Annotated in this window: 15 protein-coding genes; 13 read left to right on the top strand and 2 right to left on the bottom strand. The window is 45.9% G+C overall.

From position 1 onward, the window contains the following. Nucleotides 1-104 precede the first annotated feature (104 nt). From G632_RS0108765 to G632_RS0108745, 5 genes are all read left to right on the top strand, one after another. Nucleotides 105-1,556: an MFS transporter gene (locus G632_RS0108765; RefSeq protein WP_022768647.1), complete on the top strand. Its 1,452-nt coding sequence runs from the start codon at nucleotides 105-107 to the stop codon at nucleotides 1,554-1,556. A gap of 129 nt (nucleotides 1,557-1,685) precedes the next feature. Next, nucleotides 1,686-4,757, top strand: coding sequence for a glycoside hydrolase family 3 protein (locus tag G632_RS0108760; RefSeq protein ID WP_022768646.1), 3,072 nt, complete (start codon nucleotides 1,686-1,688; stop codon nucleotides 4,755-4,757). Then, on the top strand, nucleotides 4,757-5,143 hold the full coding sequence (locus G632_RS0108755) for a hypothetical protein (protein WP_022768645.1): 387 nt from the start codon (nucleotides 4,757-4,759) through the stop codon (nucleotides 5,141-5,143). Before G632_RS0108760 ends, G632_RS0108755 begins: the two co-directional genes overlap by 1 nt. Before the next feature lie 47 nt (nucleotides 5,144-5,190). Further along, nucleotides 5,191-5,601, top strand: a complete 411-nt coding sequence (locus G632_RS0108750) for a hypothetical protein (RefSeq protein WP_022768644.1) — start codon at nucleotides 5,191-5,193, stop codon at nucleotides 5,599-5,601. Nucleotides 5,602-5,603: 2 nt separating this feature from the next. Beyond that, the gene (locus G632_RS0108745) at nucleotides 5,604-7,049 is read left to right on the top strand and encodes a family 43 glycosylhydrolase (RefSeq protein ID WP_022768643.1); all 1,446 of its coding nucleotides are present in this window, start codon (nucleotides 5,604-5,606) and stop codon (nucleotides 7,047-7,049) included. Nucleotides 7,050-7,149: 100 nt separating this feature from the next. Here the strand turns inward: G632_RS0108745 and G632_RS0108740 are convergent, their stop codons facing one another. After that, nucleotides 7,150-8,373, bottom strand: a complete 1,224-nt coding sequence (locus tag G632_RS0108740) for a helix-turn-helix domain-containing protein (protein ID WP_022768642.1) — start codon at nucleotides 8,371-8,373, stop codon at nucleotides 7,150-7,152. Nucleotides 8,374-8,571: 198 nt separating this feature from the next. On the opposite strand from G632_RS0108740, the gene G632_RS0108735 reads away from it, so the two are divergent. The 7 genes from G632_RS0108735 to G632_RS0108705 all read left to right on the top strand — a co-directional run bounded on the left by G632_RS0108735 (nucleotide 8,572) and on the right by G632_RS0108705 (nucleotide 17,112). Then, complete coding sequence (locus tag G632_RS0108735) at nucleotides 8,572-10,050, top strand: MFS transporter (RefSeq protein WP_022768641.1); 1,479 nt, start codon at nucleotides 8,572-8,574, stop codon at nucleotides 10,048-10,050. A 15-nt stretch (nucleotides 10,051-10,065) separates the two neighbouring features. After that, on the top strand, nucleotides 10,066-10,356 hold the full coding sequence (locus G632_RS19415; protein WP_022768640.1) for an NINE protein: 291 nt from the start codon (nucleotides 10,066-10,068) through the stop codon (nucleotides 10,354-10,356). Between the two features lie 14 nt (nucleotides 10,357-10,370). After that, entirely contained in the window at nucleotides 10,371-12,185 is a 1,815-nt protein-coding gene (gene uidA / locus G632_RS0108725) for a beta-glucuronidase (protein ID WP_022768639.1), read from the top strand. 17 nt (nucleotides 12,186-12,202) lie between these two features. Continuing rightward, nucleotides 12,203-13,927, top strand: a complete 1,725-nt coding sequence (locus tag G632_RS0108720) for a glycoside hydrolase family 3 protein (RefSeq protein WP_022768638.1) — start codon at nucleotides 12,203-12,205, stop codon at nucleotides 13,925-13,927. Between the two features lie 17 nt (nucleotides 13,928-13,944). After that, the gene (locus G632_RS0108715) at nucleotides 13,945-14,772 is read left to right on the top strand and encodes an HAD family hydrolase (RefSeq protein WP_026512484.1); all 828 of its coding nucleotides are present in this window, start codon (nucleotides 13,945-13,947) and stop codon (nucleotides 14,770-14,772) included. A 97-nt stretch (nucleotides 14,773-14,869) separates the two neighbouring features. Next, a complete protein-coding gene (locus tag G632_RS0108710) occupies nucleotides 14,870-15,604 on the top strand; it encodes a lysophospholipid acyltransferase family protein (protein ID WP_022768636.1) in 735 nt (244 codons plus the stop codon). Continuing rightward, complete coding sequence (locus tag G632_RS0108705) at nucleotides 15,604-17,112, top strand: 2-oxo acid dehydrogenase subunit E2 (protein ID WP_022768635.1); 1,509 nt, start codon at nucleotides 15,604-15,606, stop codon at nucleotides 17,110-17,112. Before G632_RS0108710 ends, G632_RS0108705 begins: the two co-directional genes overlap by 1 nt. Before the next feature lie 81 nt (nucleotides 17,113-17,193). Here the strand turns inward: G632_RS0108705 and G632_RS19410 are convergent, their stop codons facing one another. Then, nucleotides 17,194-18,531 carry an MATE family efflux transporter gene (locus G632_RS19410; protein ID WP_022768634.1) on the bottom strand — a complete coding sequence of 446 codons (1,338 nt, stop codon included), beginning with the start codon at nucleotides 18,529-18,531 and terminating at the stop codon, nucleotides 17,194-17,196. Between the two features lie 589 nt (nucleotides 18,532-19,120). On the opposite strand from G632_RS19410, the gene G632_RS19405 reads away from it, so the two are divergent. Beyond that, the gene (locus tag G632_RS19405; protein WP_051154917.1) at nucleotides 19,121-21,238 is read left to right on the top strand and encodes a glycosyl hydrolase 115 family protein; all 2,118 of its coding nucleotides are present in this window, start codon (nucleotides 19,121-19,123) and stop codon (nucleotides 21,236-21,238) included. The last annotated feature ends 3 nt before the right edge of the window (nucleotides 21,239-21,241 follow it).

Below are 21,241 nucleotides of genomic sequence, written 5' to 3'. Positions count from 1 at the left end.
ATCGAAAATTGCAGTTCACGACAAAAATCTACCGTTTCCGCAGACAAGAGTTTTTCCAATATATTTTTTGCTAGGATATAAACATGGAAAAGGAGTAACGCGAAATGAACAAAAACATTTGGTCAAATCCGCTTTTAAAAAGCGCCATAAAGTCAGATGATGTAAGGATGCCCGAGATGCTCCTGGGATATCTTATTGGCCCCTTCGGCGCACTTTTGTCATCCGGAATTTTTACCAGTATGCTTCAGAAATATCTTAACGAAGTGCTGGGAATGTCAAACAAGTTTCTGACAGTACTTCCACTGGTTTCAACCATATTTATCATAATTGCAAACCTGGTGGTGGGACAGCTCATTGAAAAGACAAGAGTCCTGGCCGGAAAGGCAAGACCCTGGATACTTCTCTCGGCAGCCACGCTCTCGATCGCATCGATACTCATGTTTATCGTGCCGGCACATGGGACGCTTAAACTGATCTGGATAGCGGTAGCTTACAATCTCTACTACTCTGTGGCATATCCAATCTACAACACAGCCAACGCAACAATGGTCCCCGTGTCCACAAGAAACGGGCAGCAGCGAAGCGCCCTGGCTTCCTTAAGTAACATCGCAGGCCTCGGAGTTATGGGAACAGGATCCATGGTATTCCCGATCCTTGCTTCCAATATTCTAAAGAACGACCAGAGCAGATGGCTGATGATAATGATCTTTGTCGCCATCATTACCGCACTGACGATCATCCTTCAGTACAAGTTCACAAGAGAGAGGGTCACTGAAGAGGACCTTCATGCAGCAGATAAGGGAAAAGAGCTTTCGGCGAAAACCGTGTCAATGGCTGAGCAGCTTAAGGCAGTGACAAGCGAAAAATGGTGGTGGATCATCATAATTTTCTACATGCTCTTCCAGTGGTCAGGCGCCATCAAAAACGGAGCAATGACCCAGTTCTGTGAGTGGGTCGTAAGCCTTGACCTTGTGGGAGGAGACTGGGGAATCGCCCAGACAATCCTTTCCATCGCAGGAGCAGTTCCCATGGCGGTGGCGGTGGTTGTGGTAATGCCCTTGGCTTCTAAGATCGGAAAAGCAAAGACCACATTTATCTTCCTGGTCGTCGGATTTCTGGGAGGAGTTCTGGCAGGTCTTTTCCCTGAAAACCTCGTAATGGTAGGCATTGGTGTAGGACTGAAGTGCTTCGGTTCATCCCCGTCCTGTTATCTGATCCTTGCGATGCTGGCTGATGTCATCGACCACATCGAGTACAAGACAGGCTTTAGGACGGATGGTCTTACGATGTCGATCTATTCTTCACTTATGGTAGCAGCAACTCCCATCGGCTCTGCGATACTTAACGCACTGCTTTCAGCCTTTGGCTTTGATCAGATGCTGGTTTTCGGAGAGGGAGTTCAGAGTCAGTCCGCCAGAATGGCGCTATCTGTTTCCTACATATGGATCGAGACAATCTGTTACGGTATCTGCGCACTTCTGATTCTTGCATTTACCGTGGAAAAGAACCTTAAGAAGGAGCAGGAAGAGATCAAAAAGAGGAAGGGACTTTCATAAGAATTTGCACAAAGGTTTCCGTTCATGCTCAAAAATGTGCAGATGACGCAGATGATGATCACGATCGGTTTTTATAGAGTAACATGACAATCGAGAAAAGAATTTCTTTCAAAATAAAAGGAGGGACGTATGAAAGGGAAACATTCATACAGAAAATGGAGAGGTTTTAGTGCAATAACAGCATCACTTATGACCATCGCTATCGGCGGTGTGGCTATAGTTAATGCCAACGCAGCATTCATTAACTCTCGTCTTGGAACAACAAACATAAAGCTGGTTGAGACCGGTGACGGAACTCAGGATACTGATTATTTCAAGTCATCCTACTCTGCACTTGCTGAAGTCGTAGAGGCAAAAGAGGCACTGGCTCAGCAGATCGGAGCTGAGGGAACAGTCCTTTTAAAGAACACGGACAGTGCGCTTCCCATTAAGACCACAGACAAGGTTACAGTTTGGGGAATGAACAGCGTAAACCCGGTGCTTGGCGGAATGATCGGATCATCTGTTACGGTTAATGCCGATGCAGGACAGAAATCCTACGGAATCCTTGAAGCACTTGAGGAAAAAGGAATCTCTGTTAACACCGAAATGACAGATCTTTACAATTCAGAGTCTGCACAGGCAAGTGGCAAGAGAGTCATCCAGCCCAGCTTTGGACCTATTTACGAGAGTCCTTCGGTATACGGAATTGGAGAGATGGATCCTTCCTATTACACATCTTCAGTTCTTTCATCAGCAGATAACACAGTTGCCATCTGCTTCATCTCCAGAGGAAGTTCAGAGGCAGCAGATTATTCAACTACAATGAAATCTCCCGATGGTGACGGAGATACCTATGATGTGCCACTGGCTCTTTCAGCCTATGAGAAGGCAATGATTGAAAATGCCAAGGCTCACAGCACCAAGGTTATTGTGATGCTCAACACATCCAATCCTATCGAGATTGAAGATCTGAAAAATGACAGCGATATCGACGCTATCGTGTGGACAGGAGATCCCGGAGCTTACGGTTTCCTTGGAGTAGTGGATGTACTTACCGGCGTCGAGAATCCTTCAGGACACCTTGTTGATACCTACGCTGTGGATTCAACATCTTCACCTGCTATGGTCAACTTTGGTGTTTTCAATTACACAAATGCATCAACTTCAAAGGAATCAGGTGCCATGGATTCAAACAACAAGTCAGACTGGTTTGTTGTTGAGGGCGAGGGCATTTACAACGGATACAAATACTACGAGACAAGATATGAGGATGAGATCCTTGGTCAGGGCAATGCCACTGCAAAAGAGGGATCATCAAACGGAAGGGCCTGGAACTACGAAAACGAAGTCAGCTACTCTTTTGGCTACGGCCTTTCATACACAACCTTTGAGCAGAAACTTGAGAGTGTAAACGTCGAGATCGGCGGAGAAAGCACTGCAAAAGTAACTGTAAAGAATACCGGATCAGTAGCCGGAAAATCAGCAGTTCAGCTCTATGTACAGGCTCCTTATACAGAGGGCGGCCTTGAGAAGTCAGCTATCCAGCTGATCGGAATCGGTAAGACAGAGAAGCTTAATCCCGGAGAGAGCGAGACTGTAGAAATCTCTTTTGACGCATCATACTTTGCAAGCTATGACGAGACAAGTGCAAATTCTCTCGGAACAGAAGGCGCATGGGTGCTTGAAGCAGGCGATTATTACTTCGCAATCGGAAACGGTGCACATGAGGCTATCAACAACGTGCTTGCCAAGAAAACAGGAAGCGCAGACGGACTTGTAAGCATTGCTGAGGATGAAGTTATTTCAGCAGACAATGCCATCAAGTGGAACCTCGGTGCTACAGATACAACAACCTATTCAGCAAATGTTGAGAACCAGCTCCAGGACATGGATATCAACAATCTCATTCCGGGAACTGTAGAGTACACCACAAGAGCTGACTGGACAAAGGGCTGGACAACAGTAGATTCCATCACTCCTGTAGAGGCAATGATGACAGGCCTTAATAACGCCAACTACGAACTTACAGCTAACGGCGACGGCGTTGTATGGGGAGCAGATAACGGACTCACAATCCTTGACATGATCAACCTTGATGAGAACGGCAATTACGCAGGGGTAAAAGACCTTGATGACCCGGCCTGGGATCAGCTCATTGATCAGATCACTTTGGATGAAGCTATTCAGTTCATAGAAAAAGGCGGAGACGACGTAGAAAATGTCGATTCCATCCTTCTTAGCAGAACTTATGCAAATGACGGCCCTATAGGTTATACAGGCGATCAGGTTGCTGATTATACCTACAGATGGTCAACCTCCAATTCAGGAGAGGCTACTTATACAACAACAAAGGATGACAAGGCAACCTATACAATGGCTACAATGCCTACAGATCCTGTTGTTGCAGCAACATTTAACACAGAACTTGCTTATCAGGAAGGACTTCTTTTCGGAGAAGATGCACTTTGGTCAAATGAGAGTTCACTCTTTGCACCCGGCATGAATCTTCACAGAACACCTTACTGTGCAAGAAACCACGAGTACTACTCAGAAGATCCAATGCTCACATCACTTATCGGTACTTCGGTATGCGTTGGTGGTGAGGAGAAGGGAAACCAGATGGAGCCCAAGCACTTTGCTTTCAACCATCAGGAGTCCAACAGATCCGGCGTATCAACCTTTATGACAGAGCAGGCTGCAAGAGAGAATGAGCTTAGATGCTTCCAGCTGGTAATGTCTTCAAACAGCTGCCAGGGAATCATGACAGCCTTCAACCGTGCAGGAACAGTTTATGTCGGTGCTTTCAAGAACCTTCTTGTAAACATCGCAAGAAACGAGTGGGGATATACAGGCTGGTACAACACCGACATGATCAACGGAACAGAGTACATGAACTGGCGCGATATCACAGCAGCAGGCGGTGGTAACTGTCTTACAACTTCTGCTTATGACAGCTCAGTTATCGGAACCATGGCTGCTTCAAAGAGTAAGATTGCCAAGGATACACAGTTCCAGCAGATGATGAAGTACAGCCTTAAGTACTGGATGTACAACCTGGCAAGCTCAAATGCCATGAACGGAATCAGCAAGACAACCAAGATTCAGCACGTACTCACCTGGTATCAGATGTTGCTTGGAGGAGTGGCTATCGTAACAGGAATTCTTACAGCACTGTTTGCTTTCCTTGGAGTAAGAGAAGGAAGAAAGGAGAATGAGTGATGAAGCAGGGTAAAAAGAGAGGTGCGTTCTTTACAATAATCGCAGGAATACTGGCGCTGGCTGCCTGCGTTGTCTATATAGGTGTTATGTACAAGCTTCCTATAGTGTTTGTTCTCTTATTGGCAGCAGCTGCAGTTTCCGCAGCAGCATATGTGGGCAAGGTCGGAGTTGTTACAACTCTTGCTCCCGCGGTTATAGCTTTTTTGTCAGCAACAGCAGTTATCTGGGCGGTAAATCCAATGGTAAACCAGCTTGGATACGTAGTTTCAGGACTTGATGATATCAGTACGGTAATTGCACTTATTATATCAGGCGCTCTTATGGCGGCATCTATGGTGGTGGCTATTGTTGCTTCCTTCATGCCCCAGGACGAGGCAGAGGCATAATCTTTGCAGTTAACTATAAAAACAAAAATTAAGGAGAGGTATTAAAAATGAAAAAGAAAATCTTATCAGTAGTTATGGCAGCAACACTTGCAGTAGCAGCTCTTACAGCTTGCGGATCAGGCTCATCAACCGGAGTTTCAGCAGAGGCTAAAGCCGAGGCACAGGCAGCACTTGACGGACTTGGACTTACAGCAGAGTATGATCCTAACTCAGAGTACCAGGATTACACACTTGTTGACTATGAGATCACAGATATCGGAGCACAGTTCGTTGCAACAGTTTCAAGATCATCAGACGGCAAGAAGTACGAAGTACACTGCAACTTCTACGGCGACGAGCAGGTTGCTGTTCTTGATAACGGCAAGGTTACAGAGGACAAGACAGGATTCATGGAAGGCGATACACCTAAGATCGTTGAGAAGGCTGAAGCACAGGGAATCTGGGTTCCTATCAAATAATTATGAGCAATCCATATCTTCCAAGTTGGGAATATGTTCCGGATGCAGAACCACATATTGTCGGTGACAGAGTGTATATTTACGGGTCGCATGATCTTTTTAACGGAATCTCTTTTTGTCTGGGAGATTATGTCTGCTGGTCAGCACCCGTAGATGATCTGTCGGATTGGCGATATGAAGGAGTTATATACAAAAGGCAGCAGGATCCAAGCGCCAGGCCACCTAAGGTGTTATTTGGTCTGGCAGCACCGGATATGGTTCAGGGGCCGGACGGCAGATTCTACCTCTACTATTTCATGGGCGGAACAAAAAAGATTTCGGTGGCAGTCTGCGATACTCCTGCCGGAAAGTATGAGTATTACGGCGATGTGAAATATGCGGATGATGTGCCGGTGGGCTTTAAGGGCGAACCCTTTATGTTTGATCCGGGAGTTTTTCTTGATGATGACGGAAAACTCTATATGTACGTCGGTTTTGCACTGGAAAACAATCCGCTGATCCTTATGGGGAATAAGCCGACTTTGAAAGGACCCATGTGCTTTGAGATTGATACATCCGATATGCTCACAGTAAAAGAAGGTCCTGTATATATCGGAGTCGGAGCAAAAGAAGACGGAGATAAAAAAGGGTATGAAGGACATCTTTTTTTGGAAGCAAGTTCCATGAGGAAGTTTGACGGAAAGTATTATTTTATCTACAGTTCTTTAAACAGTCATGAGCTATGCTATGCTGTTTCAGACTCTCCGACAGGAGGATTTTCTTTTGGAGGAGTTCTGGTTTCCAACGGCGATATCGGACTGTCGGGGATTTCTGATGTAAAGAGTGCAAGGAATAATACAGGGAATACCCATGGGAGTCTGATAAAGATCGGTGAAAGGTACTTTGTCTTTTACCATAGACAGACGAACAGAAAGCAGTCATCGAGACAGGCCTGCGCTGAAGAGATCAGGTTTGAGAATGGAAAGTTTTATCAGGCGGAGATGACCAGCATGGGCTTTAATCATGGGCCGCTGCCGGGCGTAGGGATTTATCCTTCCCACATTGTATGTAATCTCTACGGCAAGGACGGCACCAGATTTTTGTCCATGATAAAGCACAGAAAGGGTAACACACCCTATCTGACACAGGACGGCGGCGACAGAGAAGGCGGAGATGATCAGTACATCGCCAACTTCTGCGATGGCGCTACCGCCGGGTTTAAATACTTTGACCTTTCGAAAACAAGGGAAATTGCGGTTAAGATGGCCGGAAAAGGAAAGGGATATATCACGGTGCGAACTTCGGAAAACGGAGATGCACTTCTAAAAATTCCGGTATTCTCAGGCGCAAGAAACTCTGTATGCGACTGCAGAGGCCAGCTCCCACCGGGGCTCTCCGGCAAGGAAGCGATATACCTTGGGTATGAAGGATGCGGAAGATTTAAACTGATTTCCTTTGAACTAAATTGAAAAATGAGTCAACTTGAAACGTCCCCATTGACACAAAATGAGTCACTGGGGACGTTTCACTTTGACTCATTTTGAGTCACCGGGGACGTTTCACTTTGACTCATTTCGGGTGGATCATGTTGCGATACTGGGTGGGTGTCATGCCCTTCTCTTTTTTAAAGAGCCTGGTGAAGTAGGTCATGTCGGTGATGCCACAGACGGAAGCAATTGTATGGACGGGATAATCTGTGGTGTTGAGCATGAAGATCGCATGATCTATACGCTTTTTATTAACATAGTTTGTAAAGGTGCTACCTGTCTCCTTCTTAAAGAGGGATGACAGGTAGCTTTTATTTATGCCAAGTTCAAGAGCCGTACTCTGAAGCGTAAGATCAGGCTCTGACAGGTACTGCGATATGTGGTTCATGACCTTTTGCATAACGGGAGAGAAGCCTGAGGTTGAATGCTGCTGAACCATCAGGCAGTATTTCCTGAGTATCTCGCAGTGAACTTCCTTATCTTCGCCGGGAGCTGTCATGTTCTCGATACGGATTGCCATTCGGCGGGACATTTCATCGAGATATACAGGGTGAACATTGCCCCTCTGGGCAGCTTTTCTGCAGAGTGTGTTAAAGACAAAGAGGTGGTTCTTCCTGCTTCTGAGCGTGCTGGATGCCCTGTTATCAAGTCCGCTGAAGGACTTGTCGATGCTGTAATGCATGGCTTTATCATAATCACCTTTTGCTATTGCATCCATCATCTTTTCTTCCAGCACGTATCTGTGCTCCAATTGCTGGACCGTGCTCTCGTTGGAGGTACTCTCTGCGCTTGATAGGTACTCGGTATTTTCTACTGAGTCTTGCTTTAAGTATTCGATGCTGTAGTTGCCGGCTCCATATATCTTTTCCGCAACAGTCTCAATGAAATACTCCAAAGACGAGGTGTTATCCAGATATGTGGTTGAAGAGTAGTACTGATTTATAAACGACGTAAGCCCCTGAGGAATGCCGTTACGTTTGCAAATTTCCTGAGTCCTTTGTATGCTCGGAACCTCTGTTAGATATGGCCCGAGTATCATGGCAACGGGAAGCTCCTGCTCAGGAACAGGAATAAAGATATAATGGCAGGTGTAAATGTCTTCGGCGAAATATATGCTGTTGTTCTGGGCAAAAGACCCTGCGATGTCTTTTAACGATACTGCCTCATTATCTCTTTTACTCACAATGGTCTTTCTAAGGCCCATATCTATTTCATCTGAAAGAGGCTCGTTCAGGTTGGCGATATGAGTGGGAATCCCCATCTTGTCGAAAAAACTCTGAGTAAACTCCAAAAATGCGTTCTGCATATTTTCTCCAATCAGACAATATTTATAAAATATAGTACAATATTAACTTTATTTAAATAACTATAAATATAATACTACAATAAACAAATATTGTCATTGTTTTGGCCCTTGCACGTAGGTATTATGAGAATACAAAAAAGTGCTCTGAACTGCAGCAGAGCACAAAAAACGGTTAAAGACAAACGCGGAGGAAAAACAATGGGAAACAGTAAATATGATGTTGGAAACGGAATCCACAGAGTTCCAACATGGCGAATTGCAGGATATGCGCTTAACAACACAGCAACAAATCTTTATTTATTCCTGATGAACTTTATTGCCTACTACATCACCGGATGGGTTGGCCTGGGTGTTGTCCTGGCAGGAAGCTTTTCAATGATCATGAGAGTATGGGACGGAGTAACAGATCCCTTCATCGGTTATATCGTAGATAAGACAGACGGCAAGTTCGGTAAGAACAGACCCTTTATGATAATCGGTAATATCATACTTGCTCTTGCAAGTTTTCTGATGTTCTTTGTAACACCATCACTTCCTGAAGGCGCACCAAGGATATTCTTCTTCATCCTTATAAATGCCATCTACTACATCGGATACACTTTCCAGTGTGTAGTTACAAAGTCAGCTCAGACCTGTGTTACAAACGATCCTAAGCAGAGACCTTTGTTCACAGTATTTGATGCAATCTACAACATGATCCTCTTCACAGGCGGACAGGTTTTCGTTTCATCATACCTTGCACCTAAGTACCACGGCCTTGGAAAAGACATTGCGATGTTCCATGAGTTCTGGGCAATCGTTGCACTTGTTTCAGCACTGTTCACAGCCATCGCTGTTATCTCAATCTGGCCTAAGGACAGAAGAGAATACTTCGGAACAGGTAAGGCACAGAAGATCACCTTCAAGGATTACTTCGAGGTTATCAAGAACAACAAGGCTATTCAGATGCTGGTTGTTTCCGCATCAACAGATAAGCTCGGATCAGCAGCAAGAACCTCTACAGTTACACTTATCATGTACGCTATCGTAGCAGGTAACTACGCCCTTTCAGGTGGCTTTCAGATTTACACAACCATCGGTAACGTTCTGTTCATCATCCTTGGTGTCGGCGTGATTGCAACCAAGTTCGGACAGAGAAAAGCAATGGTTATCAGCAGCTGGATCGCTCTTATCGGAAACATACTGATGATGCTCCTTTGGGGCTTTGGAGATCCTACTACACTTAACCTTCCGGGTTATGAAGGATTCACCGGATTCAGCTTCTTTACAGTAGCTCTTTTCATCCTGACAGTTGTAGCAGGCGGCTTCCAGCAGGTAAGTTCAAACATCGTAATCCCTATGACAGCAGACTGTGCAGATTATGAGACTTACAGATCAGGTCGTTATGTTCCGGGACTTATGGGAACGCTCTTTAGCTTCATCGACAAGCTTGTTTCATCACTGGCTCCATTCGTAGCGAGCATCTGCCTTGCAGCAATCGGATTCAAGACAGTAATGCCTGACGTTGATACACCTTATACACCTCAGCTCAAGGTAGTTGGAATCTTCCTTATGTACGGACTTGTTTCATTAGGTCTTTTGGCAAACGTTATTGCCATGAAGTACTATCCACTTACAGCTGAGAAGATGGAAGAAGTAAGAGAAAAGATTTCTGAGATCAAGAATCAGAACGCATAAAGAAAGGGACGACAAATGAGAGCAATGAGCACAGAAAAAGACAATAGACTCTGGGTACGACTCGGGGAAAAATACTTTGAGTTAAAAGAAAAACTTGATACTCCTAAGACTGTAAACAGAAAGAAATATCTCTGGCTCTGCGCTCTTTCAATTGTCGGCGCAAACCAGTTTTACGCAGGGCACTACGCTAAGGGCGTATTCTATCTGATCCTTTCATGGACCGGAATCTCCGTTGCCATGGGACTTTTGGACTGGATGGCAGCAGTACCCAAAGCAGCTGATGAACACGGAAACATAGAGATCTGACAGGAGGAATAAAAATGTTATATCCGATAATTACAGGTTCACGAATGGTAATGGACCTTTCAGGAATATGGGATTTTGCACTGGATAACGGCAAGGGTTTTGATGAAAAGTGGTATGAAAGACCACTGGAGAATCCGATAACCATGCCTGTTCCTGCTTCTTATAATGATTTGAAGGAAGGCGCAAGCTTCAGAGATCACTACGGCTTCGTGTTCTATCAGAAGAAAATCACCATGCCCAAGGCAGTGCGCAGCGGTCAGAGAGTTGTCCTTAGGTGCGACGCTGCAACTCACCATGCAATTGTATATTTGAATGGAAAAGAGCTGACACGTCATGAAGGTGGATTTCTTCCCTTCGAAGTTGAGATCGGTGGTGAGCTTACAGATGGTGAAAACCTTCTTACGATAGCAGTATCTAACATCATTGATTACACAACTCTTCCGGTGGGCGGAGATGCCCCGATGATGGGTGGACCCATGGCTTCACTTGCAGACGGAGAGAGAAAAAAGACCAACAATCCAAACTTTGATTTCTTCAACTACTGTGGAATCACAAGACCTGTACGCATCTACACCACTCCGACAAGCTACATTAAAGACATATCTCTTTTGCCCAAGATAGAGGGCGAAAACGCAGAGCTATCCTACGATTTAGAGACAGAGGGAGATGCAGAAAAATGTCTTGTCGAGATCTATGATGAGGCAGGAGCAAAGGTCGGCGAGTGCGACGGCGCCAAAGGAAAGATTGAAATCAAAAACGTACACCTCTGGCAGCCCCTTAATGCATATCTCTACAACATAAAGGTTACTTACGGAGAGGACGTTTACGTGCTTCCTTACGGCTTCAGGACTGTTGAGGTAAAGGGAAAGCAGTTCCTCATTAACGGAAAGCCCTTCTATTTCAAGGGCTACGGCAAGCACGAGGATACCTTCCCGAACGGCCGTGGAATCAACATTCCAATGTATATCAAGGATGTCTCCCTTATGAAGTGGCAGGGAGCAAACAGCTTCAGATGCAGCCATTATCCCTACAGTGAAGAGATGATGCGCATCGCAGACAGAGAAGGTTTTGTGGTTATAGATGAGACCACTGCCGTTGGCATCAATTTCGACTTCGGTGGCGGTGCTAACTTTGGCGGACAGAAGGTTGGAACCTATGACAAGGAACATGGTATTAAGACCTTTGAGCATCACAAGGATGTTATCCGCGACCTGATAAGCAGAGATAAGAACTACGCATGCGTAGTTATGTGGAATATAGCAAACGAGCCGGATTCCTATTCCGAGGGTGCTTACGAGTATTTCGAGCCTCTCTATAAGCTGGCAAAAGAGCTGGATCCTGAGAAAAGACCTTGTACCCTCACCAGCGTGCAGATGGCAGGTGGACCTGACAGAGACATTTCAGCAAAGCTTTCCGATGTTATCTGCCTCAACAGATACTATGGCTGGTACTATGCAGGACCTGACCTTGAGGCTTCCGAGAAAGCTCTCAGAAAAGAGCTTAAGCAGTGGAAAGAGCTTGGCAAACCACTTATGTTTACCGAGTACGGAGCTGATACGGTAATGGGGCTTCACGATACAACACCGGTCATGTTTACCGAGGAGTATCAGGTTGACTACTACAAGATGAACAATGCAGTCTTTGATGAGAATGATTTCGTTGTGGGCGAGCATGTATGGAACTTTGCGGACTTTGCAACAAGCCAGAGCATCGTGAGAGTTCAGGGCAATAAGAAAGGTCTTTTCACCAGAGACCGTAAGCCTAAGCTGGCTGCGCATTACTTTAAACACAGATGGACAAATATTCCGGATTTCGGATACAAAAACTAAGAAAGAACGGTGAAATAATGGTAAATCTTAAGGCAAAGCCTTTTAATCTTGATGATAAGAAAATTAAGTGGGTCGAGGATACGATCAGGGACATGACCATGGATGAGAAAATCGGTCAGCTCTTTATTAACCTCACACTCAGACGAGATGAGAAGACCCTTGATGAGCTTGTAAACAAGTATCATATCGGCGGAGTTCGCTGGCAGGGAGGAACACTGGAGGAGGTCTATGAGCAGAACAGATTCTTCCAGGAAAAGAGCAAGATTCCTGTGCTGATCGCAGCTAACTGCGAGGCAGGCGGAAACGGCGCTGTGGGTGAGGGTACATTTGTGGCAACAGGTGCTGCCTGCGGAGCGAGCAAAACCCTTGATACTGTAAGAGATATGGCAAAGGTCGGAGCAGCAGAAGCCAAGGCTGTCGGCTGCAACTGGAGCTTTGCGCCTGTGTGCGATGTGGTATCTAACTGGAGAAATACCATTGTTAATACCAGAGGCTTTGGCAATGATCCAGAGGCTGTGGCAGAGAGGTCACTGGCCTACATGGATGAGATGACAAAGGCAGGAATTGCCTGCGCTGCCAAGCACTTCCCGGGAGACGGAAGCGAAGAGAGAGACCAGCACCTTGTGATGGGATGCAATGACCTGTCTGTGGAAGAGTGGGATGCATCCTTTGGAATGGTCTACAAGAAGCTCATAGATGCGGGACTTCCAAGCATTATGGTCGGCCACATCGCCCAGAGAGCGTATACAAAGAAGTTTAATCCTGATATCAAGGATGAAGATATCATGCCTGCTACAATGTCACCTGAACTGCTTCAGGGACTGCTCAGAGGGCAGCTTGGATTTAACGGTCTTATCGTTACCGATGCAACACATATGGCGGGACTTACAGCAGCTGCTGACAGAAAGAATGCTATGCAGAAGGTTGTGGCAGCAGGCTGTGACATGATCCTGTTCTTTAATGATCCTGCTGAGGATATCGAGTACGTGAGAGCAGGGATAGAGGATGGCACCATCAGCGCAGAAAGGCTTGATGACGCTCTTCACAGAATCCTGGGACTCAAGGCTCACCTTGGGCTTGACGAGATGTCTTTTCCTAATAAAGACATGCTTGCGGTTGTCGGCTGTGATGAGCATCATGCTCTTGCAAGAAAGGCTGCGGATGACAGCATCACGCTGGTAAAAGACACTCAGCATATCCTGCCGGTTACTCCTGCGGATAAAAAGAAGGTTGTGCTGTACTTTGTGGAGAGCGCACCTGTTTCGCTCGCCGATGGCCCCGACCCTGCTAAGGCTCTTTTGGTAAAAGAGCTTGAGAAGGCCGGATTTGAAGTGAGGGCTCCTAAGGACTACTACGAATATGAGATGGAAGGTCCTTCAAAGTTCAACAGATTCAAGATGATGGAGCACGAGAACAGGGAGGAGTTTAAGAAAAACACTGACCTGGTGCTGGTTGTCATCAGCATGAAGGGCTATGCCAAGGAGAACAATACAAGGCTTACTTACTCGGTTTCACACTCCTGCGAGATTCCGTGGTTTGTACATGAAGTGCCAACGGTTGCCGTATCGCTTAATTACACCAATCATCTCTTTGACGTGCCTATGATGAAGACTTTCATAAATGCTTATAGCGGAAGTCCTGAGTACATCGAGGCGCTGGTGGAGAAACTCACCGGAAAGTCTGAATTTAAGGGTGAGGCAAACGAACTTGTCTGGTGCGACAGATGGGATACAAGGCTTTGATGAAAGAAGGATATGTTATGTCCGGTTTGGATTTTAAAAAGAAACATGAGCATATAGTCTGCATCGATTCAGACGGATGTGCCATGGACACCATGAATATCAAGCACTTCAGGTGCTTTGGTCCCTGCATGATAAAGGAGTGGGGACTTGAAAAATGGGAAAAAGAGATCCTGGAGAAGTGGAATGAGATCAATCTCTTTTCCATGACAAGAGGAATCAACAGGTTTAAGGGCCTGGCGCTTTGTCTTTTGTATGTTGATGAGAATTACACGGGAATCGAGGGAGTGAAGGCTCTTAAGACCTGGAGTGATGATGCACCGGAACTTAGCAATGATGCAATATCCAAGATGCTTAGCGTTTCTCCCATATTTGATAAGGCTCTTAACTGGAGTAAGAGCGTAAATGAAGCCATCTCTGAGCTTCCTGAAGAAGAGATCAAACCTTTTGACGGAGTAAAAGAGGCTTTTGATGCAATTTACGGAAAGTGCGATATCGCAGTGGTGTCCAGCGCTAACCCCGAGGCTGTCAGGGCCGAGTGGGACAGGTTCGGACTCCTTGAGATGGTGGATATTGTATGTACTCAGGAGATGGGTTCAAAGAGCGCTTGCCTTGGTATGATCAAGGACATGGGGTATGACAGCAGACATATCCTGATGGTGGGAGATGCTCCGGGCGACCTTCAGGCTGCCGGCGAGAACGGAGTATTCTTTTACCCGATCCTGGTTCAAAAAGAGGCGCAGAGCTGGAAGGAATTTTCAGAACATGCCCTTGCAAGATTCGTGTCGGATACCTACGATGACTATGGCGTCCAAATGATAAATAATTTCAAAAACAACCTAAAATAATGGTCCTGCGGGGCCATTATTTTTTTTGACGCCGGGGTTTGATAAAGGTATACTTTTTCTTTGGGGGATAAATCAAAATCCACCCGGAGGTGAATAGTTGAAACATTTTGTATATCGTCTGATCAGGAGAATTGTGGCCATTGTAATGCCGGTATACCAAATTGAGGGAGAAGAGAATATTCCGGAGGGACCTGTTGTGGTTGTGGGGAATCACTCTCAGGCATTCGGACCTTTGGCAGCGGAGCTGTACTTTCCGCGAAAGCACTACACCTGGTGCATTTCCGAAATGATGGAAAAAGATCGTGTTGCTGACTATGCATACAAAGATTTCTGGTCAAAAAAGCCGGCTCTTTTAAGGCCGTTTTTCAGGCTTTTTTCATATATGATCCCACCTCTTGCAGAGATTATATTTACCAGTGCGGATACGCTTCCCGTCTATAGGGATAAGCGCGTAATGAAGACCTTTCAGCTCTCATGCGACAGGCTCAAAGAGAATGCTGCAATAGTTATTTTCCCTGAAGATTATATAGATCACAACAATATAGTTCATGAATTTCAGAGGGGCTTTGTGCACGTGGCCAAGTATTACTACAGACAGAACAAGACAGCAATCCCTTTTGTTCCCATGTACGTGTGCCCGAAACTTAGAAAGCTTGTATTTGGCAAGCCTGTTATCTATTCGCCTGACAATCCGCAGGCAGAAGAGGCAGAGAGGATCTGCAATTACCTGCAGGACGCAATCTCGGAGATTGCCTACGCCATGCCAAGACACCTTGTTGTACCTTATCCCAATGTCTCAAGAAAAAACTATCCGTATAATGAAAGATTGTAATGAAGAAACCTGTTGTTGATTACACTAAACTGAGATTATCCAATATAACAAGCAAAGAATACAGACATTTACTGTTGCTGCTGGGCTGGGTGGCATATTTTATAATGTACCTGGTCACCGAGAACTTTATCCCGGTGAGCAAGTGTCATGTGGTCCACTGCTTTATTGATGACCTGATACCTTTTAACGATTACTTCGTTATATTCTATGTGTCATGGTACATCTTTATGGTGTTATCGCTCCTTGTATTCGTGCTCTATGATATAAAGAGCTTTGTGTGGGCTCAGAAACTGATAATCGGAATGCAGATAATAGCTGTTATTACCTACATTGTCTGGCCTTCCGTACAGAATTTAAGGCCGGATACCTTTGAACGTGACAATGTCCTTACAAGGCTTCTGGGATTTATTTATTCCGTTGATACTCCCACAGGCGTATGTCCATCCCTTCATGTGGGTTATACTCTTGCCGTGCTCTCTGCCTGGATTGTCAAAAGAGATATAAAGCTTTGGCAAAAGATCTTTATAACAGCCTGGGGACTTATGATATGCATATCGGTATGCTTTGTAAAACAGCATTCATTTGTCGATGTGTGTGCAGCATTTATACTTTATCTATTTTTGGAATTGATTTTGTTTGAGAGGGAATTTAAGTTGGGAAAAAGAAGGATCGGAGACAGACGAGACGGCACTAAGTTGCGGGATATCGATGCAATGCACTATATTATGCCGCTTATGTATCCAAACAGATGCGACAACGAGGCATATATGAAGCTCGCTGTAGACATTACAAGTACTGAAGATTACATCAGGGAGTACAACAAAGCGCATCCCGATGATAGAATAGCTATCTTTGATGTCGTGATCGCAGCGGCTCTTAAGCTACTGCGTATGCGTCCCCAGATGAACCGTTTTATCGCCAATCAGACCATGTATCAGAGAAACAATATCACTGCGGCTTTCACTGTTAAGAAAGAGTTCAGGGATGACGGCGATGAGACTCTTGCAAGAATTGTGGCAGAAGATGACGATACCCTTGGGAGCATCAGCCACAAGGTAAGAGAGCAGATAGCTCTTTGCAAAAATGAGGACGATCAGTCTACAGAGGCTATGAATTTTATCATGAAGCTTCCGGGCAAGCACATTATCGGAGCTGTTGCAAGGTTTCTTGACAGGCACGGCTGGATGCCTGCTTCCGTCATTGCGACAGACCCCTATCAGTGTTCGGTGGTCCTGACTAACCTTGGATCGCTTGGCCTTGATATCGGGTATCATCACCTGATGAACTGGGGAACCAATTCCATATTCATTATCATCGGAACCAAGAAGTTCAAGCCCCATCACGACCAGGAAGGTAATGTCACCATGAAGAAAGAGCTGGATCTGGCATTTACCATAGATGAAAGAATTTCGGACGGATTCTATTATGCCCGTTCCCTGAGGCTAATGAAGACTCTTATTGAGAATCCGGCTCTGCTGGAGGGACCTCTTTCAGAAGAGGTTCGCTGATAAGTCAGTGGGGAGTCAGTGGGGACGGTTCTCTTTGACTCAAAATGAGTCACCGGGGACGTTTCAAGTTGACTCAAAATCTCATGCAAGAGTCTTGAATTTCCACTTCCCAGAGTAGTACCTGACAACAGGAATCACACATCCGCAAGCCCATGAAAATGGCGTAGAGATCCAGATCCCAAGAGGCCCAAGGAAAGGAGATGCAGCATAGGCAAATATAATTTTGCCCGCAAGCTCCGTGAGCCCTGCGACCATGCAGGTGTTGACGTCGCCGGCACCTTTTATGACATTCTGGTAGCTCTGCATGATGGCGCAGATAAGGTATGCGACACCTACGATTGACAGGTACTGCGCACCTGTGTTAAGAGCAAGCGGATTAGCATCTGCATCCAGGAATATGCCTACGATGCAAAATCTGAAGGTATATGCACAAATAGCAATGACAACAGCACTGAAGAACATGATGATTCGTGACTTCTTCAGTGCTTTTTCTATTCTCTCAAGATTGCCGATTCCAATGTTCTGCCCGGTAAAAACACACAGCGCATTGCCAACGGAGAGGATGACCTGAATGGCAAGTGAATCCACCTTGCTGGCTGCAACATATCCTGCCATGACATCGCTGCCAAAGGAGTTGATGAGCCTCTGTACAGAGATTCCTCCAAGTGTAATGAGGGACGATTGAAAGGTCGAAGGCAGGGATGTCCTGATGATAAGAAGCAGAGTATGTGCATCCGGCAGCAGGCTTCCGACGCCGTTAAAGCCTAGGTCAGCTCTTTTCCTGATTATGATCACAAGGCAGATAAGGCCGGAAACGAACTGGGAAATGACTGTTGCGTAAGCTGCTCCGGCCACGCCCATATTCAGTTTCAGGATAAAGAAAAGGTCCAGGCCGATGTTGATAAAGGAGGCGGCGATGAGCGCATAGAGCGGAGTCTTGGAATCGCCTATGCTCCTGAGTATTGATGATGTCAGGTTGTAGAGAACCGTGCCTATGGAGAAAACGAAGATGATCCTGATGTAGGTGACGGAATAGTCAAGGACGTTATCCGGAACCTTCAGGAATACAAGGAATTTCCTTGAATAAACGAATCCGAGAAATGACATAATGGCTGCCAGAAACAGCATGATATAGCTCATGGAAATGATGGTACTGCGAAGCTTTTCATAGTTCTTGCTGCCATAACATTGCGCGATGATAAGACCTCCGCCGGCGCCCATTCCAAGCGCTATACAGAGCATCAGAAATGTCAGAAGACCTGTCGCCCCAACTCCTGCCAGCGCGTCCGGTCCAAGGTATCTCGACACGATATAAGTATCCACCAGAGAATACAGCTGCTGGAAGATGCTTGAAATAAGCATTGGAATTGAAAAAGAAATGATGGCACCGATAATGCTGCCCTTTGTCATGTCTTTCATGGTGATTCCTCTTTCATGAGTGGAGCTTCGCGTGAGTCAATCTGAAACGTCCCCGGTGACTCAATTTGTATGCCACATTTGGCGTAGGCTACTGTCCTGCGACAAATTTGTTCTAGGGACAGTAGAAAATTCACAGTTTTGCAGTGTTTAGACGTGCAAGGAGCTAGTTTAAAGCAAATTTTTACTGTCTCATGGGAAATTTGATTCACAGACAGTAGTGTTTACTCAAACATGACGATCATGGCTACTGTCCTTGAACAAATTTCAGTGCCAGACAGTAGTATCCGACGAAAAAGTAGGAGTCAGGGGTGAGTCAGGGGGACGGTTCTCTTGACTCCTGAAAATGAGCCATTGACTCCGTCCCCTGGGCTCATTCAAGTTGATATTTGCAATTTATCTTTTTTCTTTCATATTAGTCTAAATCATTAATAGGCACATTTTAGTTCATTCATAGTTGAAATCTTATAAAAAACGACCAAGTTAGCGTAAAGCAATTATGTAAATCGGAGGCTTCTGTTATCCTTGAATTATCAGCAAATAAACAAGCAAATTCAGCTTGATATAAACGCCGGCAGGAGGCAAAAGAGCTATGATCATCAACACAAAATTAACCATAATAACAGGCGAAGCAAGCGAGCCTGTTTTACATGCATTAGGTCACTTGAAAAGAGATTTAAGTGAGTCAATGGGGACGGTTCAGTTTTGGACCCTGGGGACGGAGTCAGTGGCTCATTTTTTGCGAGAAAATGCGGTTTCGTCACAATCCTTGAAAAATGAGCCACTGACTCCGTCCCCAGGGTCCAAAACTGAACCATCCCCATTGACTCCCAACCTTATCCTTGAGGAAGATAATTCCCTTGAAGCTGAAACCTACATACTCTCATGCAAGGACAATACCCTGACCATAAAAGCCTCCGACGACCTTGGTTTTATCTACGGTATCTATGAGATAAGCAGGCGCTTTCTCGGTATACAGCCGCTGTGGTTCTGGAACGACCAGAAGATACAGCGCCGCGAGAGCATAGAGATTCCCGAAGGTTTCACCTATAAATCCGAAAAACCAAGAGTCCGCTACCGTGGCTGGTTTATCAACGACGAAGTCCTTTTAGCAACCTGGAAGGTGGACGGAAGCTCAGAACTTCCCTGGGAGATGGCCTTTGAGGCACTACTGCGCCTTGGCGGAAATATGACCATTCCTGGAACTGATAAGAATTCAAGAAAGTACCGCGCCCTGGCGTCCAGGATGGGGCTATACATAACCCATCACCACGCAGAGCCCTTGGGCGCTGAGATGTTCATAAGAGCCTATCCAGACCTGGAGCCCTCATTTGCAAAGCACGAAGACCTCTTCATCGGTCTATGGAAGGACGCAATCAAGGAGCAGTCAGACAGCAAAGTAATCTGGAACATTGGATTTAGAGGACAGGGTGATAAACCCTTCTGGGCAGACGACACGAGGTATGACACGCCCAAAGCCCGTGGCGAGCTCATCAGCAAGATCATTCGCATGCAGTATGACCTGGTCAAAGAGCATAACAAAGATGCAGTCTGCTGCACCAATCTCTATGGCGAAATCATGGCACTTTACCGTGACGGCCACCTTGAAATCCCCGATGATGTCATCAGAGTATGGGCTGACAACGGCTACGGCAAGATGGTATCCCGCAGGCAGAACGATGATGACCCTCGAGTTTATGCGCTTCCCACAGAAAGCGACCACGGAAGACATGGTATCTACTACCACGTATCCTTTTATGATCTTCAGGCAGCAAATCACATGACCATGATGCCGAACTCACCTGCGTTTATAGGAAAAGAGCTTTCAGACTGCCTCTCACATGGCGCAGAGGATTTCTGGATCATCAATTGCTCAAACATCAAGCCCCACCTGTACTACCTTGACCTTGTTGCAAGGCTCTGGCAAACCGGCAACGCAGACACGGCGCAGTACACTCAGGATTACGCGAGGACCTACTACGGAGCCGATAACGCAGAGGCCGTTTCAAAGCTCTTTTCCCAGTGGCCTGAGTATTCACTGAAATTCGGCCCTCACGAGGACAACAGGGCGGGAGAGCAGTTCGCAAACCACATCACAAGGATGCTTGCTACGAACTTTGTTGTGGACAGAAATAGTCCTGCGCCACACCTTAAATGGGCCACAAGCGCCACCACCTTCCGAGATCAGATAATCTGGTATAAAGAGCTTGTGGAAGCAGCAGCTGACAATTATGAACAATATTTGAAACAATGTGAGACTACAACAAAAGCTCTCTCCGATACAGGAAAAGAGCTTTTCAAAGATTCTCTGCTGATGCAGATAAAATATCTGTACTATGGCTACCTCGGAGCAAACCTTGCCTGTGAGAGCATGCTTCTTGGACTTGCCGGAGAATACAAAAAAGCCTTCTACCAGGCCGGACTCGCTCGCGAAGCCTTCCTTTCAGGAGACAAGGCTCAGCGCGACAGAGAGCACGACAAGTGGCAGGGCTTTTATGAGAATGACTGTGAAACTGATATCAAGCAATCTGCCTATGTGATGGAATACCTCATGTCCACCTTAAGAGCAATCGGCGACGGCCCTCATTACTGGGCTTGGCAGCGCGACGTTCAGGACCCCGAAGAAGACAGGAAAGTAACGCTCCTTCTTAGCACCACCAATCATTTGAAGGACTTGGAACTGTTTGATCTCATGAAGCAAAAATTATAATGC

Origin of the sequence: Butyrivibrio sp. NC2007, assembly GCF_000421405.1 — a bacterium.
In the GTDB taxonomy this organism is placed as follows: Bacteria; Bacillota; Clostridia; order Lachnospirales; family Lachnospiraceae; genus Butyrivibrio.
The sequence above is the reverse complement of the archived record's forward strand: the minus strand, read 5'-3'. Positions and strand labels throughout refer to the sequence as shown.

Coding starts and splice junctions, on each gene's coding strand:
- G632_RS19415 (WP_022768640.1), top strand. CDS start 10,066: ATGAGAGCAATGAGCACAGAAAAAGACAATAGACTCTGGGTACGACTC.
- G632_RS0108720 (WP_022768638.1), top strand. CDS start 12,203: ATGGTAAATCTTAAGGCAAAGCCTTTTAATCTTGATGATAAGAAAATT.
- G632_RS0108750 (WP_022768644.1), top strand. CDS start 5,191: ATGAAAAAGAAAATCTTATCAGTAGTTATGGCAGCAACACTTGCAGTA.
- G632_RS0108735 (WP_022768641.1), top strand. CDS start 8,572: ATGGGAAACAGTAAATATGATGTTGGAAACGGAATCCACAGAGTTCCA.
- G632_RS0108705 (WP_022768635.1), top strand. CDS start 15,604: ATGAAGAAACCTGTTGTTGATTACACTAAACTGAGATTATCCAATATA.
- G632_RS0108745 (WP_022768643.1), top strand. CDS start 5,604: ATGAGCAATCCATATCTTCCAAGTTGGGAATATGTTCCGGATGCAGAA.
- G632_RS19410 (WP_022768634.1), bottom strand. CDS start 18,531: ATGAAAGACATGACAAAGGGCAGCATTATCGGTGCCATCATTTCTTTT.
- uidA (WP_022768639.1), top strand. CDS start 10,371: ATGTTATATCCGATAATTACAGGTTCACGAATGGTAATGGACCTTTCA.
- G632_RS0108715 (WP_026512484.1), top strand. CDS start 13,945: ATGTCCGGTTTGGATTTTAAAAAGAAACATGAGCATATAGTCTGCATC.
- G632_RS0108765 (WP_022768647.1), top strand. CDS start 105: ATGAACAAAAACATTTGGTCAAATCCGCTTTTAAAAAGCGCCATAAAG.
- G632_RS0108755 (WP_022768645.1), top strand. CDS start 4,757: ATGAAGCAGGGTAAAAAGAGAGGTGCGTTCTTTACAATAATCGCAGGA.
- G632_RS19405 (WP_051154917.1), top strand. CDS start 19,121: ATGATCATCAACACAAAATTAACCATAATAACAGGCGAAGCAAGCGAG.
- G632_RS0108760 (WP_022768646.1), top strand. CDS start 1,686: ATGAAAGGGAAACATTCATACAGAAAATGGAGAGGTTTTAGTGCAATA.
- G632_RS0108740 (WP_022768642.1), bottom strand. CDS start 8,373: ATGCAGAACGCATTTTTGGAGTTTACTCAGAGTTTTTTCGACAAGATG.